The organism is Kitasatospora sp. NPDC088134, from assembly GCF_044741705.1.
Lineage (GTDB): Bacteria > Actinomycetota > Actinomycetes > Streptomycetales > Streptomycetaceae > Kitasatospora.
In genome coordinates this window covers 324696-339209 of sequence record NZ_JBIUTD010000004.1, presented here as the reverse complement: position 1 = coordinate 339209, position 14514 = coordinate 324696, and the positions used below count along the sequence as shown (strand labels likewise).

16 protein-coding genes and 4 tRNA genes are annotated in these 14514 nt (G+C 72.5%); 3 read left to right on the top strand and 17 right to left on the bottom strand.

Translation table 11 applies throughout. The features are described from left to right. Window positions 1-13 precede the first annotated feature (13 nt). The 6 genes from ACIOHG_RS09450 to ACIOHG_RS09425 form a co-directional block, all read right to left on the bottom strand. Window positions 14-883 carry a hypothetical protein gene (locus ACIOHG_RS09450; RefSeq protein ID WP_400947448.1) on the bottom strand — a complete coding sequence of 290 codons (870 nt, stop codon included), beginning with the start codon at window positions 881-883 and terminating at the stop codon, window positions 14-16. Window positions 884-1036: 153 nt separating this feature from the next. Further along, entirely contained in the window at window positions 1037-1759 is a 723-nt protein-coding gene (gene rplA / locus ACIOHG_RS09445) for a 50S ribosomal protein L1 (protein WP_400947445.1), read from the bottom strand. A 76-nt stretch (window positions 1760-1835) separates the two neighbouring features. Then, a complete protein-coding gene (rplK, locus tag ACIOHG_RS09440) occupies window positions 1836-2270 on the bottom strand; it encodes a 50S ribosomal protein L11 (protein WP_363597234.1) in 435 nt (144 codons plus the stop codon). A gap of 180 nt (window positions 2271-2450) precedes the next feature. Beyond that, window positions 2451-3383, bottom strand: coding sequence for a transcription termination/antitermination protein NusG (nusG, locus tag ACIOHG_RS09435; RefSeq protein WP_400947442.1), 933 nt, complete (start codon window positions 3381-3383; stop codon window positions 2451-2453). 180 nt (window positions 3384-3563) lie between these two features. Continuing rightward, entirely contained in the window at window positions 3564-3929 is a 366-nt protein-coding gene (gene secE, locus ACIOHG_RS09430; RefSeq protein ID WP_400947440.1) for a preprotein translocase subunit SecE, read from the bottom strand. Window positions 3930-4071: 142 nt separating this feature from the next. Then, window positions 4072-4144, bottom strand: a tRNA-Trp gene (locus ACIOHG_RS09425). A 309-nt stretch (window positions 4145-4453) separates the two neighbouring features. On the opposite strand from ACIOHG_RS09425, the gene ACIOHG_RS09420 reads away from it, so the two are divergent. Both ACIOHG_RS09420 and ACIOHG_RS09415 read left to right on the top strand, forming a co-directional pair. Continuing rightward, complete coding sequence (locus ACIOHG_RS09420; protein WP_400947438.1) at window positions 4454-5692, top strand: pyridoxal phosphate-dependent aminotransferase; 1239 nt, start codon at window positions 4454-4456, stop codon at window positions 5690-5692. 93 nt (window positions 5693-5785) lie between these two features. After that, window positions 5786-6832, top strand: a complete 1047-nt coding sequence (locus ACIOHG_RS09415) for an adenosine deaminase (protein WP_400947436.1) — start codon at window positions 5786-5788, stop codon at window positions 6830-6832. Here the strand turns inward: ACIOHG_RS09415 and ACIOHG_RS09410 are convergent. The 10 genes from ACIOHG_RS09410 to ACIOHG_RS09365 all read right to left on the bottom strand — a co-directional run bounded on the left by ACIOHG_RS09410 (window position 6829) and on the right by ACIOHG_RS09365 (window position 12770). Continuing rightward, window positions 6829-7221, bottom strand: a complete 393-nt coding sequence (locus tag ACIOHG_RS09410) for a hypothetical protein (RefSeq protein WP_400947433.1) — start codon at window positions 7219-7221, stop codon at window positions 6829-6831. The genes ACIOHG_RS09415 and ACIOHG_RS09410 overlap by 4 nt on opposite strands. 111 nt (window positions 7222-7332) lie before the next feature. Then, the gene (locus tag ACIOHG_RS09405; RefSeq protein ID WP_400947430.1) at window positions 7333-8373 is read right to left on the bottom strand and encodes a UDP-N-acetylmuramate dehydrogenase; all 1041 of its coding nucleotides are present in this window, start codon (window positions 8371-8373) and stop codon (window positions 7333-7335) included. A gap of 136 nt (window positions 8374-8509) precedes the next feature. Then, window positions 8510-8905 carry an antibiotic biosynthesis monooxygenase family protein gene (locus tag ACIOHG_RS09400; protein WP_400947427.1) on the bottom strand — a complete coding sequence of 132 codons (396 nt, stop codon included), beginning with the start codon at window positions 8903-8905 and terminating at the stop codon, window positions 8510-8512. Window positions 8906-8936: 31 nt separating this feature from the next. Next, window positions 8937-10322: an MFS transporter gene (locus ACIOHG_RS09395; protein ID WP_400947667.1), complete on the bottom strand. Its 1386-nt coding sequence runs from the start codon at window positions 10320-10322 to the stop codon at window positions 8937-8939. A gap of 142 nt (window positions 10323-10464) precedes the next feature. Next, on the bottom strand, window positions 10465-11049 hold the full coding sequence (locus tag ACIOHG_RS09390; protein ID WP_400947425.1) for a TetR/AcrR family transcriptional regulator: 585 nt from the start codon (window positions 11047-11049) through the stop codon (window positions 10465-10467). A gap of 253 nt (window positions 11050-11302) precedes the next feature. Further along, a complete protein-coding gene (locus ACIOHG_RS09385) occupies window positions 11303-11731 on the bottom strand; it encodes a MaoC family dehydratase (protein ID WP_400947423.1) in 429 nt (142 codons plus the stop codon). Continuing rightward, the gene (locus tag ACIOHG_RS09380) at window positions 11728-12189 is read right to left on the bottom strand and encodes a MaoC family dehydratase N-terminal domain-containing protein (RefSeq protein ID WP_400947421.1); all 462 of its coding nucleotides are present in this window, start codon (window positions 12187-12189) and stop codon (window positions 11728-11730) included. The genes ACIOHG_RS09385 and ACIOHG_RS09380 overlap by 4 nt, the downstream gene beginning before the upstream one ends. Before the next feature lie 146 nt (window positions 12190-12335). Further along, a complete protein-coding gene (gene rpmG, locus ACIOHG_RS09375) occupies window positions 12336-12500 on the bottom strand; it encodes a 50S ribosomal protein L33 (protein WP_006604855.1) in 165 nt (54 codons plus the stop codon). An 83-nt stretch (window positions 12501-12583) separates the two neighbouring features. Further along, window positions 12584-12656: transfer RNA gene (locus ACIOHG_RS09370), tRNA-Met, on the bottom strand. A 41-nt stretch (window positions 12657-12697) separates the two neighbouring features. Next, window positions 12698-12770, bottom strand: a tRNA-Thr gene (locus ACIOHG_RS09365). A gap of 294 nt (window positions 12771-13064) precedes the next feature. Here ACIOHG_RS09365 and ACIOHG_RS09360 point away from each other — a divergent pair. Then, entirely contained in the window at window positions 13065-14321 is a 1257-nt protein-coding gene (locus ACIOHG_RS09360; protein WP_400947418.1) for a hydrolase, read from the top strand. A gap of 73 nt (window positions 14322-14394) precedes the next feature. On the opposite strand, the gene ACIOHG_RS09355 is transcribed toward ACIOHG_RS09360, so the two are convergent. Next, window positions 14395-14475: transfer RNA gene (locus ACIOHG_RS09355), tRNA-Tyr, on the bottom strand. Between the last annotated feature and the right edge of the window lie 39 nt (window positions 14476-14514).

Here is a 14514-nt window from a genome sequence, read left to right as displayed (position 1 = left end):
CGGACGGCGCCGACTACTGCTTCAGCAGGTCCGCGAGCGAGAAGACGTCGGCGTCGGCCGGGGCCGGGGTGGCCTTGACCTCGCCGAGCTTGGAGTAGCCGATCGTGCTCGGCTTGGCGCCGGCGGTGGAGGCGTCCGCGTTGGACTGCTGGACCAGCTCGCCCTTGGCGTTGATCCAGAGGTCAGCGGTGGCGGTGTTGCCCTTCTTCTTCAGCTCGGCCAGCACCTGCGCCTTGAGCTCCGGGGCGAGCTGCATCTTGGCGACCATGTCGTCGACCTTGACCTCGCTGCGGTAGTGCGTGGTGCTCTGGCCCGCGACCGTCTCGGCACCGACCAGCTTCGCGCCCGGCGCGGCGGTGACCAGCTGCACCGACGGGTTCATCAGCTGCATCATCGAGGCGAAGGCGCCCGCGTCGGCCCCGCCGGCGGCGGCCCCGCCCGCCTTCGGGTCCAGCTTCATCCACTTCTTGTTGCCGGCCACCGCGGCCATGTCCGCGGTCACGCCGACGTACATCACGTCGTTGGCGAAGAGGACCTTGACCTCCTTGCCCTCGTCCGTGGTGCTCATCAGGAAGGACGACGGGGTCTTCCAGACGTAGTCGGCGGTGCCCTCGGTCTCGCCGGAGAGGGTGAGCTTGGCGCTGCCGGCCTTGTCCATCACCGCGGCCGAGGCCAGCAGGGCGTCCTTCGGGGCGAGCTTGGACGCCGCGCCCGCAGCGGCGGCACCGTCGGCGGCGGCCGACGCGCCCTGCGAGGCGCCCGCACCGGCGGCCGCGCTGGAGCCGGAGCCGGCCTTGGTCTCGGTCGATCCGCCGGAGCTGCTGCAGGCGGTCAGGACGCCGGCGGCCAGGCAGGCCACGGCAAGGGTACGCAGAGCGCGCACGAGGGTCCCCCTCTAATCGGATTCTCAGGAAAGGCGATCGGACTCTACCCGACGGCTCCGACCGCGGCGCAAACCCGTAGGACAGGCCGACGGCCCGCACCCCTGCCGGGGTGCGGGCCGTCGGACGGGACCGCTGGGGGCACTGACCTGGGGTCAGACCGCCGCCGGGTCCTCCTCGACGAGGAGGTTGCGGGTGCGGTTCGGGTCCACCTGGATGCCGGGGCCCATGGTGGTGGAGAAGGCGATCTTCTTCACGTAACGGCCCTTGGCGGCGGACGGCTTGGCCCGGAGGACCTCGTCCAGCGCGGCGGCGTAGTTCTCGACCAGCTGCTCGTCGGAGAACGAGGTCTTGCCGATGATCAGGTGGAGGTTCGAGTGCTTGTCGACGCGGAACTCGATCTTGCCGCCCTTGATGTCGTTGACGGCCTTGGCGACGTCCGGGGTCACGGTGCCGGTCTTCGGGTTCGGCATCAGGCCACGGGGACCGAGCACGCGGCCCAGGCGGCCGACCTTGCCCATCAGGTCCGGGGTGGCGACGACGGCGTCGAAGTCCAGACGACCCTTGGCGACCTCGTCGATCAGCTCGTCGGAGCCGACGATGTCGGCGCCGGCGGCACGCGCGGCCTCGGCACGCTCACCGTTCGCGAAGACCAGGACCCGAGCGGTCTTACCGGTGCCGTGCGGGAGGATGACGGTGCTGCGGACCATCTGGTCGGCCTTGCGCGGGTCGACGCCCAGACGCATGGCGACCTCGACGGTGCCGTCGAACTTGGTGGTGGAGGTCGCCTTGGCGAGGCGGACGGCCTCGAGGGGGGCGTAGATCCGGGCGCGGTCGATCTGGGCGTCCGCGGCCTTGAGGGCCTTGCTGCGCTTCACTGCTGCTCCTGGTGGTTATGGAGTTCGTGGTGGGAACGGGCCGCGCGGGGCCCTACCACGGGGACGTACGGGCTGGTCAGCCCTCGACGGTGATGCCCATCGACCGGGCGGTGCCGGCGATGATCTTCTCCGCCGCGTCCAGGTCGTTGGCGTTCAGGTCGGGCATCTTGGTGGTGGCGATCTCGCGCACCTGGGCCGAGGTCAGCTTGGCGACCTTGGTCTTGTGCGGCTCCTTGGAGCCCTTGTCGATGCCCGCGGCCTTCAGGATGAGGCGAGCGGCCGGCGGGGTCTTCGTGATGAAGGTGAAGGAGCGGTCGTCGTAGACCGTGATCTCCACCGGCACGATCATGCCGCGCTGCGACTCGGTGGCCGCGTTGTACGCCTTGCAGAACTCCATGATGTTGACACCGTGCTGACCGAGCGCGGGGCCGACCGGCGGGGCCGGGTTGGCCGCACCGGCGTTGATCTGGAGCTTGATAAGCCCCGTGACCTTCTTCTTCTTGGGAGGCATTTCTCTCCGGGTCCTTCCGAGAGGTGATTGCTGATGTGCCCGACCCCGGGGCGAAACCCGACCGCCAGGACACACATCGGACCAGGCTAACCGCTGAGGCGTCGCTGGACCAAAACGGTTCCGGGGCGGGAGCCTTCGCTCCCGCCCCGGAACCGGAGTGGCTGGATCGGTTCTGCTGGATCAGTTCTTCTGGATCTGGTCGAAGGAGAGCTCGACCGGGGTCTCCCGGCCGAAGATCTCCACCAGGCCCTTGACCTTCTTCGAGTCGGGGTTGATCTCGTTGATGGTCGCCTGCAGGGTGGCGAACGGACCGTCGGTGACGGTGACCGAGTCGCCGACCTCGAAGTCGAGCACCTGCACCTCGACCGGGCGCACCGGGGAGGCCTTGCCGGCCTCCTTGGCGGCGGCGCGCTCCACGTCGGGGGCGAGCATCTTGACGACCTCGTCCAGCGTCAGCGGGTACGGGTCGTAGGCGTTGCCGACGAAGCCGGTGACGCCGGGGGTGTTGCGCACGACGCCCCAGGACTCCGGGGTGAGGTCCATCCGGACCAGCACGTAGCCGGGGAGCTTGTTCTGCCGGATGGTCTTGCGGTCGCCGTTCTTGATCTGGACGACCTCCTCCTGCGGAACCTGGGACTCGAAGATGTAGTCCTCGACGTTCAGCGAGACGGAGCGCTGCTCCAGGTTCTGCTTCACCCGGTTCTCGTAGCCGGCGTAGGTGTGGATGACGTACCACTCGCCGGGGGCGCGGCGCAGCTGCTCGCGGAACTCGGCGACCGGGTCGCTCTCGACCTCCTCGACCGGCTCCGCGGACTCCTCGGCGGTCTCGTCGGCCCCATCGGTCTCGACGGCCTCTGCGGTCTCGTCGGCCTCGGTGAAGGCTTCCTCCGCGGCGGCCTCGGTCTCGTCCACCTCGTGCACGGCGGCGGCCTCGGCCGGTTCGCCGGCCTCCCGCTCGTCGGCGGCCTCGACCTCGTCCTCCGCGGCGTCCGCCTCGTAGACGATCTCCTCGGCGGCCTCGACGTCGGCAGCAGCCTCGGCCGCGTCCGGCTCGGCGGCGACATCCGCCTCGCGGACGGTCTCGTCGGCGTCGTACAGGGGGGACTCAGACACGGTCGCTGCTTCTTTCCTGGTGGGAACGGATACCTCAACAGTACCGACTCAACGGTAGTCGCCCGCCGGGCTTCGCGCCGACAACTCGACCCGGGCCGAAGGGTTCGGCCCGGGTCGGGGTGGTGTGTCGGTGCGGGGTCCGGCGGGACTCCCTGCGCTGTCGGCCTGTCGGACCGGGTCTCAGCCGAAGACCCAGAAGGCGAGCTTCGAGAAGCCCCAGTCCAGACCGGCGACCAGCAGCATCATCACGATCACGAAGGTCACGACGACGGTGGTGTACTGGATCAGCTGGCTGCGGGTGGGCCAGACCACCTTGCGGAGCTCGGCGATGATCTGACGGTAGAAGATGCCGATCCGGGCGAACAGGCCCTTCTTGGCCCGCTTGCCGGACTTCTTGCCACCCTCGCCACCGGCGGCCTTGTTGGCACGCCGACGCTCGCGCCGGGACAGCTTGCCGTCCGCCGCGGTGGTCTCGTCCGCCGCGCCTTCGGCCCCCTCGGGGTTGCCACTCTCAGGCGTTGCGGTGGAGCCCGTGGTCTCCGTCACTCGTCCTCACCTGAATCCGGGTCCTGCGGAGCTTCCGTGCCTGCGGCACGGGCGATCCGGCGAAAGCAGTGCTGGGTGGGGCCCTCTCCGCATCAAGCCCGCTCGCTCCGGTGGAGCGAACGGGCTTGCACGGATCAAGCAGCAGGGCACGAGGGACTCGAACCCCCAACCGCCGGTTTTGGAGACCGGTGCTCTACCAATTGAGCTAGTGCCCTTCGAAACCTCGCGGCTCCGACGTGGCCCCAACCTACCGCATCCGACCGGCCGTGTGGTGAACCCGACCGGAGGACCCGCACTTCGGGAGCCATCGAGCAGTGAGTGTACGGGTTCTTCGCCGATTGGTCGAACCTCATTCACCGGGAACCGGATTCACCGACTTTTCCCGTGATCCGACCGAGATTGTCCGGCCGTCACCGTCTTCCGCCCGAGATCGTCCGGCGCTCCGGGCGGCGGTCGACAAGCCCCCGCCGGGGAACGGGAAACCGCGATGCCCCGGGCTCCGGCGGTCTGGGAGCATTTGGGGCATGAGCGCACCCACCCCCGAGAACGTCTCCCCCGCCGACCGCCGGGTCTCCGCCCGGGTCGGAGCCATCGCCGAGTCCGCCACCCTCGCCGTCGACGCCAAGGCCAAGGCCCTCAAGGCGGCCGGCCGTCCGGTGATCGGCTTCGGCGCCGGCGAGCCCGACTTCCCGACCCCCGGCTACATCGTGGACGCCGCCGTGGCCGCCTGCCAGGACCCGGCGAACCACCGCTACACCCCGGCCGGCGGCCTGCCGGAGCTGAAGGCCGCGATCGCCGCCAAGACGCTGCGCGACTCCGGGTACCAGGTGGACGCCTCGCAGGTGCTGGTGACCAACGGCGGCAAGCAGGCGATCTACAACGCCTTCGCCGCGATCCTCGACCCGGGCGACGAGGTGATCATCCCGGCCCCGTACTGGACCACCTACCCGGAGGCCGTGAAGCTGGCCGGCGGCACCCCCGTCGAGGTCGTCTCGGACGAGACCACCGGCTACAAGGTCTCGGTGGAGCAGCTGGAGGCCGCCCGCACCGCGAACACCAAGGTCGTGCTGTTCGTCTCGCCGTCCAACCCGACCGGCGCGGTGTACACCGAGGCCGAGGCCGAGGCGATCGGCCGCTGGGCGCTGGAGCACGGCCTGTGGGTGCTGACCGACGAGATCTACGAGCACCTGGTCTACGGCGACGCGGCCTTCACCTCGCTGCCGGCCCTGCTGCCCGAGCTGGCCGACAAGTGCATCGTGGTCAACGGCGTGGCCAAGACCTACGCGATGACCGGCTGGCGGGTGGGCTGGCTGATCGGCCCGAAGGACGTCGTCAACGCGGCCGCCAACCTGCAGTCGCACGCCACCTCGAACGTCTCCAACGTGGCGCAGCGCGCGGCGCTGGCCGCCGTCTCCGGCGACCTGGCCGCGGTGGACGAGATGAAGACCGCCTTCGACCGCCGCCGCCGCACGATCGTGGCGATGCTGAACGAGATCGACGGCGTGTTCTGCCCCGAGCCGGAGGGCGCGTTCTACGCCTACCCGTCGGTGAAGGGCCTGCTCGGCAAGGAGCTGCGCGGCAAGCGCCCGCAGACCTCCGCCGAGCTGGCCGCGCTGATCCTGGACGAGGCCGAGGTCGCGGTCGTCCCCGGCGAGGCCTTCGGCACCCCCGGCTACCTGCGGCTCTCCTACGCGCTGGGCGACGCCGACCTGGTCGAGGGCGTCAGCCGGCTGCAGAAGCTGCTCGGCGAGGCCCGGGACTGACGTCCCGTCAGCACCGCCCTCCGCGGCTCACCCCTTCGGGCGAGGCGCGGAGGGCGGTTCCTGTTTCCGGGCGTTTTGCGGCAGGATCGGTGAATGGATCGCCTGCGTGATGTCCGGAGCCTGCCGAAGGCCCATCTGCACCTGCACTTCACCGGTTCGATGCGCCCCGCGACGCTGCTCGAACTCGCCGACAAGCACGGCATCCGGCTGCCGGAGGCGCTCAGTTCGGGGACCCCGCCGAAACTCCGGGCCACCGACGAGCGCGGCTGGTTCCGGTTCCAGCGGCTGTACGACACCGCGCGGTCCTGCCTGCGCGACGAGTCCGACATCCGGCGCCTGGTCCTGGAGACCGCCGAGGACGAGCGGGCCGACGGCTCCCGCTGGCTGGAGATCCAGGTCGACCCGACCTCGTACGCCCCGCTGCTGGGCGGGCTGATCCCGGCCCTGGAACTGGTCCTGGACGCCGTCCGGGAGGCCTCCGCGGCGACCGGCGTCGGCATCCGGGTGCTGGTCGCCGCGAACCGGATGAAGTCGCCGATGGACGCCCGGACGCTGGCCCGGCTGGCCGTCCGGTACGCCGACCGGGGGGTGATCGGGTTCGGCCTGTCCAACGACGAGCGCCGGGGCCTGGCCCGGGACTTCGACCGGGCCTTCGCCATCGCCCGGAACGGCGGGCTGATCGCCGCCCCGCACGGCGGCGAGCTGGCCGGTCCGGGCTCGGTCCGGGACTGCCTGGACGACCTGGGCGCCGCCCGGATCGGCCACGGCGTCCGGGCCGCCGAGGACCCGCGGCTGCTCCAGCGCCTCGCCGACCGGCAGGTCACCTGCGAGGTCTGCCCGGCCTCCAACGTCGCCCTCGGCGTGTACGAGCGCCCCGAGGACGTCCCGCTGCGGCAGCTCTTCGAGGCCGGGGTGCCGCTCGCCCTGGGCGCGGACGACCCGCTGCTGTTCGGCTCCCGGCTGGCCGACCAGTACGAGCTGGCCCGGGAGGCGCACGCCTTCACCGACGCCGAACTCGCCGAGCTGGCCCGGCAGTCGATCCGCTCCTCGCGGGCCCCCGAGCAGGTGGCCAAGGAGCTGCTGGCCGGGGTCGACGCCTGGCTGGTGGAGGAGCCCGCCCCGGCGGCGCTGCAGGTCTAGGTCCAAGGGTGCTGTCGGCGGCGGCCGAGGGCGGCCACCGGGGCGGCGAGCGTGCCGGCGGCGGCCAGGGTGCCGAGCGCGGTCATCGCCACCCCGATCACGTACAGCCCGTCGCCCTCGCCGGACCAGTCGATCCAGGCGGCGCCCGCGAGGCCCGCGGCGGCGCCGGCCGCCGCGGGCAGGGCCCGGCCCCGGTAGGCGGACCAGCAGACCGCCGCGGCCGCCGTCAGCACCAGGCCGACCACCTGCCACGGCTGGTACGGCCCGGTCTCCGAGCCGTCCGGGTGGACGTCCTTCCGCTGGTCCCAGCCGAGCCAGAGCGCCCAGGCCAGGGCGGAGGCGAGCAGCGGGACCAGCAGGGGCGCGCGGTGCGCGAGCGTCGTTCTCATGCGCAGAGCGTCCCGCGGGCGGGGCGGGGCCCGGCAGGGCGCGGGTACTCAACCGCGGGCTGAGTACCCCGTCCCCGGCTGTTCCAACGGGTCTGTTCCGGCGGGCCGGTTTCAGAGGGCGACGCCGACCAGCACCGGTTCGTTGACCAGCTCCACGCCGAACGCGGCCCGGACGCCGTCGCGGATCTCGCGGGCCAGCGCGAGCAGGTCCTCGGTGGTGGCCGAGCCCCGGTTGGTGAGGGCCAGGGTGTGCTTGGTGGAGAGCGTCGCCGGGCCGGAGCCGTGGCCCTTGCGGAAGCCCGCGTTGTCGATCAGCCAGGCCGCGGAGGTCTTGGTCCGGCCCTCGCCGGCCGGGTAGCTCGGCGCCTCCAGGCCGCCCAACCGGGCGGTGAACTCGGCGTACTGACGGTCCGTCAGGATCGGGTTGGTGAAGAAGGAGCCGGCCGACCAGGTGTCGTGATCGGCGGCGTCCAGCACCATGCCCTTGCCGGCCCGCAGCCGCAGCACCTCGGCGTGGGCGTCCGCGAGCTTGACCCGCTGCTCGGCCGCGACGCCCATCGCGCGGGCCACCTCGGCGTACTTCACCGGCGAGGAGAGGCCACCCTCGTCCGCCAGTTCGAACCGCACCCGGAGCACCACGTACCGGTCCGGGTCGGCCTTGAAGCGGCTGTGCCGGTAGGAGAAGGCGCAGTCCGCGTTGGCCAGCGTGACGGTCTCGCCGAGCAGGCGGTCGTAGGCGACCACCTCGGTGACGGTCTCGGCGACCTCCTGGCCGTACGCGCCCACGTTCTGCACCGGGGTGGCGCCGGCCGAGCCGGGGATGCCGGCCAGGAACTCGATCCCGGCCAGGCCCGCCTCGACGGTGCGGGCCACCGCGTCGGACCAGACCTCGCCGGCCGCCAGTTCCAGCGCGGTGCCGTCGAGCTCGAAGCCCTCGGTGGCGATCCGCAGCACCGTCCCGGGGAAGCCCGCGTCGCCGATCACCAGGTTCGACCCGCCGCCCAGCACCAGCAGCGGCTCGCCGGCCCGGTCCGCCTCCCGCACCGTGGCCACCACCTCGGCGTCCGTCTCGGCCGTCACCAACCGCCGGGCCGGGCCGCCCAGGCGCAGCGTGGTCAACGGGGCCAGCGGGGCATCCATCTGCTCGATCACGGCCCCAGCGTAAGCGAGACCCGCCCCTTCCCCGGGCCACCGCCCGGGCCCGGCGCGGGGACCTCCGCCGAACCGCCGTGCGGCGGAGGTCCTCGTGCCGGGCCCGGGGGTGCCGGTGGGGGTCAGGCGGTGGGGGTCAGGCGGTGGCGGCCAACTGGCGGTCGGCCTCGGCCCAGCGGGGGGCGGCCGGGGTGTCGGCGGCCCAGTCGGCGAAGGCGGAGCGGGCCATGGCGGGGCGGAGGGCGGTCATGGCGGCGCGGTGGGTGTCGGAGCGGACGAAGGCGCGCAGGCTGTCGTGGTCGGTCCAGGCGGAGAGCACCCAGAAGGTGCGGCGCAGCGGGGCGGTGCGGAGGGCGACGCCGAGGGAGCCGGGGGCCCGGCGGGCGGCACGGCGGACCTTGAGGGAGGCGAGCAGGAAGCCGGGGACGTGCCGCAGGGCGCGGACCTCCAGTTCGGCGATCATCACCACGGGGCGGGCGGGCGGCTCGGCGGTGGCCGGGCCCGGGGTCCAGGGCAGGGTGAGGGACAGCACGGGTCGCTCCTCTCGGGAGGCGGGGTCGGGGTCAGGCCCGGCCGGCGGCGGCGGGGATCTGCTGTTCGGCGGGAGCGGTGGTGGTGGCGGGGGTGGTCGTCCGCATGCCGTGCCGGCGTGGGACGAGGGCGGCGGCGAGTGCTCCGGCGGCCACCGCGGCGGCGCCGACCAGCAGGGCGGGCACGAGTCCGTCGGTGAAGGCCGCGGCGCTGCCGTAGCCGCCCCGGGCGGAGAAGACCGCGGACAGCACGGCCACGCCGAGCGCCCCGCCGACCTCGCGCATGGCGTTGTTCGCGCCGGAGGCGATGCCCTGTTCGCCGGGGCCGACGCTGGCCATCACCAGGTTGGCGGTGGGGGCGAAGTACAGCGACATCCCGATGCCGCAGACCACCAGGACCGGGACCTGCTGCCCGTACCCGGCGGAGTGGTCGGCGAGCAGCGCGAACCCGAGCAGGCCGAGCGCCTGCAGGACGAGGCCGGCCACCACGAGGGGGCGGCCGCCGATCCGGTCGGTGAGCAGTCCGGCCAGCGGGGCGACCAGCAGCGGCATCGCCGTCCACGGGAGCATCCGGATGCCGGCCTGCTGCGGGCTGTAGCCGCCGATGCCCTGGAAGTACTGGCTGATCAGGAAGATCGAGCCGAACATGCCGAGGTACATCAGCAGGCTGGCGGAGTTGACGGCGCTGAACGCCCGGCCGCGGAACAGCCGCATCGGCAGCATCGGCCGCTTCGCCCAGCGGACCTCGTGCACCACGAAGGCGAGCAGCAGCAGCGCGCCGGCGGTCAGCGAGCCGAGCACCAGCGGGTCGGTCCAGCCGTCCGGGTTGCCGCGGACCAGGCCGAGCACCAGGCCGAACAGCCCGCCGCTGACCAGCACGGTGCCCGGGACGTCCAGCCGGGGGTTCTCGCCCCGGCTCTCGGCGAGGCCGCGGGCGGCCAGCGGCAGCAGGACGAGTCCGACCGGGACGTTGACCCAGAAGATCCACTGCCAGGAGAAGTGCTCGGTGAGGCTCCCGCCGATCAGCGGCCCGGTGGCGACGGCGAGTCCGCCGACGCCGGACCAGATGCCGAACGCCATGCCGCGCCGGGCCGCGGGCACCGCCGCGGTGAGCAGGGTCAGGGTGAGCGGCATCATCACGGCCGCGCCGGCGCCCTGGACGGCGCGGGCGGCGATCAGCGAGCCGATGTTCGGGGCCAGCGCGGCCGCGGCCGAGCCGAGCGTGAAGACGGTCAGCCCCGCCAGGAACATCCGGCGGCGGCCGAAGCGGTCGCCGAGGGCGGCGCCGAGCATCAGCAGCACGGCGAAGGTCAGGGTGTAGGCGCTGACCGTCCACTCCAGGTCGGCGAGCGCTCCCCCGAGGTCGGCGCGGATGGCGGGCAGGGCGGTGGTGACGACCAGGTTGTCGAGCCCGGCCATGAAGCTGGCCGTACTGACGATCACCAGTGTGCGGACGGCTTGCCTGTGCACGGTACTTCCCCCATAGGTTGTGATTGATCAATAACTTTTGTGGGCCGAAAAAACGGCGCCCGCCGCGTACTTCCGACGGAGCGCCGCGCGCTCAGCTCTCCTCGTCCTGCTTCCCGTCGCGCTGCTCCAGGTCCTCGAACCCGGACCAGATCCGATGGTCCGTCGGATACCCCAGGGCCACCAGGGTGTTGATCAGCATGCCGTGCGCCATGAACTCGGTGGCCTCGCCCTGGTCGCCGCCGATCCGCTCCCGGACCCGCTCGAACAGGTGCAGCCAGCCCGCGCGGGCCGCCTCGCCGACCTCCCCCTCGCCGGCCGACTCCGCCGCGAACACCGAGACGTAGATCTGCATCTGCATCATCACCTGCTCCCGGTCCTCGACCAGGCTCAGGTACGCCTCCCCCATCGCGTGCCGCGCGGCCTCGCCCGTCAGCCCCTGCGAGGCCCGGTCGAAGACCCGCCAGGTCTCCTCCATGCAGTGCTCGGCCGCGGCCTGGAAGATCGCCTGCTTGTTGGGGAACAGCCGGAACAGGTACGGCTGCGAGACGCCCACCCGCCGGGCGATCGCCTCCGTGGACGTCCCCCGGTAGCCGCCCCGGGCGAACTCCACCATGGCCGCGCGGACGACGCTCTCGCGCCGCTCCTCGGCGGACATCCGGATGCTGTTCCTGGCCATGCCCACCAGATTAGTGATTGGCCACTAACTTCACAAGGGGAACCGGAGCCCCGAGCGGAAGAAATCAGGGGCCCGGGGAACGGCGGGGCCGAGAGGCGATGCGCCGGAACACAGCGGGGCGCCACGGGGCGTCGGCCAGAAGACCTTCGGCCCGAAACGGAGCAGCGCCTCGCAGCCCGTCGGACACCCGCCACTCGGCACCGCCGTTCCCCGGGCCCCTGGAGCTTCGCTCCCAGCGGGCCCCTGCCCGGCGTCAGCTCAGGCGGACGACCGCGCGGGCCATGCCGAGGACCTTCTGGCCCTCGCTGGTGGCGATCAGGTCGACGCGGACCCGGTGGTCGTCGAGGAGGGCGGCGACCTTCCCGGTGACCTCGATGGTGGCGCCGACGCCGTCGTTGGGGACGATCACGGGCTTGGTGAAGCGGACGCCGTACTCGACCACCGCGGCGGGGTCGCCCGTCCAGTCGGTGACGATCCGGACGGCCTCGGCCATGGTGAACATGCCGTGGGCGATCACGTCCGGGAGGCCGACCTCCAGGGCGAACTTCTCGTTCCAGTGGATCGGGTTGAAGTCGCCGGAGGCCCCGGCGTACTGCACCAGGGTCGCCCGGGTGACCGGGAACGAACCGGCCGGCAGTTCGGTGCCGACCTGGACCTCGTCAAAGCGGACCGCCACGGTCACTCCTCCCCGGCTTCGTCGGCGGCGCGCGCCACCAGCGTCATGATCGACGTCACCACGTGCTCGCCGTTGGCCTCGTGCACCTCGCCGCGGATCGTCAGCACCTCGTTGCCCGCGAGGGACTTGATGGCGTCGATCGAGATGGTGACGGAGAGCCGGTCGCCGGCCCGCACCGGGCGGGTGTAGGCGAACTTCTGGTCGCCGTGCACCACCCGGCTGTAGTCCAGGCCGAGCTCCGGGTCCTCGACGACCTGGGCGGCGGCCCGGAAGGTCAGCATGAAGGGGAAGGTCTGCGGGGCGATGACGTCCGGGTGCCCGAAGGACTTGGCCGCTTCGGCGTCGGTGTAGGCCGGGTTCGCGTCACCGATCGCGGTGGCGAACTCGCGGATCTTCTCCCGGCCGACCTCGTACGGATCGGTCGGCGGGTAGGTCCGCCCGATGAACGAAGGGTCGAGCGGCATGGGCAACTCCTCCGATGGTGCGTCCGGCGCGTGCGGTGCGTCCCGGCCCGACGGACAGGCGAGCAGGAGCAGGCGAGCAGGCAGGCAGGCAGAAATGACTCCAGGCCGCTCCCCTCAGCGGGGTGCGGCCTGGAGTCGAGGCAAAGTCAGCGGGTTTCGCGGTGCGCCGTGTGCGAGTTGCAACGCGGGCAGTGCTTCTTCATCTCAAGACGGTCCGGGTCGTTACGCCGGTTCTTCTTGGTGATGTAGTTCCGCTCCTTGCACTCCACGCAGGCCAGCGTGATCTTCGGGCGGACGTCAGTGGCAGCCACGGGAGTGCCTTCCTGGGACAACGAATAAGAACACAGACAAGAGTAGCCGATCGGGAGTACTCCCCCCGATCGACTACGCGGAGTAGCGGTGACCGGACTTGAACCGGTGACACAGCGATTATGAGCCGCTTGCTCTACCAACTGAGCTACACCGCTTTGATGATCGGACCCCGCCGAGGCGAGGAGCCTTTCACCAGAGCCCCCATGCGGAATCGAACCGCAGACCTTCTCCTTACCATGGAGACGCTCTACCGACTGAGCTATAGGGGCGAACGAGGAAGAGATTACACGTTTCCGGGCCAGAGGTGAAATCCGTATCCGCGGCGGATCTCCGCAGGTCGGCGGCCCCGTACTGACGGACCGTCACCCGACACCCGTTCGACCTCCGGCGCAACCGGAACGCGCCCGACACGTCCTGGCGCCCCGCATCCGACCGTCCCGGCCGGGACCGGCCTAGGCTCGACCGGCAGTGATCTCCCGGGTGCGCCGCAGGCCGGCCGCCCGCACCGGGACGGCCGGGCGGCCGACGGGACCGGGCCGACGGGACTGGAGGGAGCGGGGCCGATGAGTGAACGCAGCGAGGGCGGCGCCCAGCCGCCGTCGGCCGCCAACCCGCTGGGGCACGGGCCGGTGCTGCTGCTGGCCGGGGCCCGGCTGGCGGACGGACGGGTGGTGGACGTCCGGATCAGCGGGGACCGCATCCAGGCGGTCGGCACGGTCGGCAGCCTCGGGCCGCTGCCCGCGATGCCCGGGCAGCCGACCGTCACCACCGGAGCCCGGATCGACCTGTCCGGCTACCTGCTGCTGCCCGCGCCGGCCGAGCCGCACGGGCACTACGACAGCGCGTTCTCCAGCGCGCTGCCCGCCGCCCCCGCGGACGGGCCGGCCGAGCTGGTCCGGCGGGTCACCGAGGCGGCGCTCACCTCGCTCGGGTACGGGGCGACCGCGCAGCGCACCCACGTCCGGATCGGCGACGTGCACGGGCTGGGCCGGCTGGAGGCGGTGCTCACGGCCCGTCAGGCGCTGCGCGGGCTGGCCGAGCTACAGGCGGTGGCGATGCCCCGGCTGCTCACCGGCCTGGCCGGGGCGGACGGGCGGGCCCAGCTGCGGGACGCGCTCAAGCTCGGCGCGGACGTGGCGGGCGGCTGCCCCGACCTGGACCCGGACCCGGCCGGGTACGTGCAGGTGCTGCTGGCGGCCGCGGCCGACGCGGACTGCCCGGTCGACCTGCACACCAACGCCGCCGACCAGGCCCAGCTGGCCCGGCTGGTCGCCGCGCTGGCCCCGCACCGGCCCCGGGTCACGCTCGGGCCGTGCAGCGCGCTGCCGCCCGGCGCGGCCGGGCTGCTGGCCGGCGCCGGGATGCGGGTCGCCTGCCTGCCGCAGAACGGCGGCTGCACCGGCCTGGAGGGAGCCCCGATCGGCCTGCGGCCCTCGCTGGTGCGGGAACTGGCGCAGGCCCGGGTGAACCTGACGGCGGGCGGCGGCGGGCTGCGGGACGCCTCCAACCCGGTCGGCCGGGCCGATCCGCTGGACACCGCCCGGCTGCTGGCCGCGACCGGCGCGCTCTCCCCCGCCTCCGCCTACGAGGCGGTCTCCGCCCGGGCCCGCTCCGCGCTCGGCCTGGCCCCGGTCCGGGTCGACGCCGGGTTCCCCGCCGAGCTCCTCGCCGTCCGCGGCGACAGCCTGGACGGCGCGCTCACCGGCGGCCACTCCCGGCTGGTCGTGCACTGCGGCCGGGTGGTCTCCCGCACCAGCGCCGTCCGCGAGTTCGCCGACACGGTGGCCCTCGCCCTCCCCCGCCAGAACCACCAGGGCTGACGGGGCGGGGACGGGCGCCCAACGCGAAGGCCCCGGACGGCAGGTGCCGTCCGGGGCCTTCGCGTTTATCCAGTGGCTGGTGCAGGGTTCGAACCTGCGTAGCTTGCGCGACAGATTTACAGTCTGCTCCCTTTGGCCGCTCGGGCAACCAGCCAGGGATGGTGTCTCACGGGGCACTGCCCTGTTCGACGTC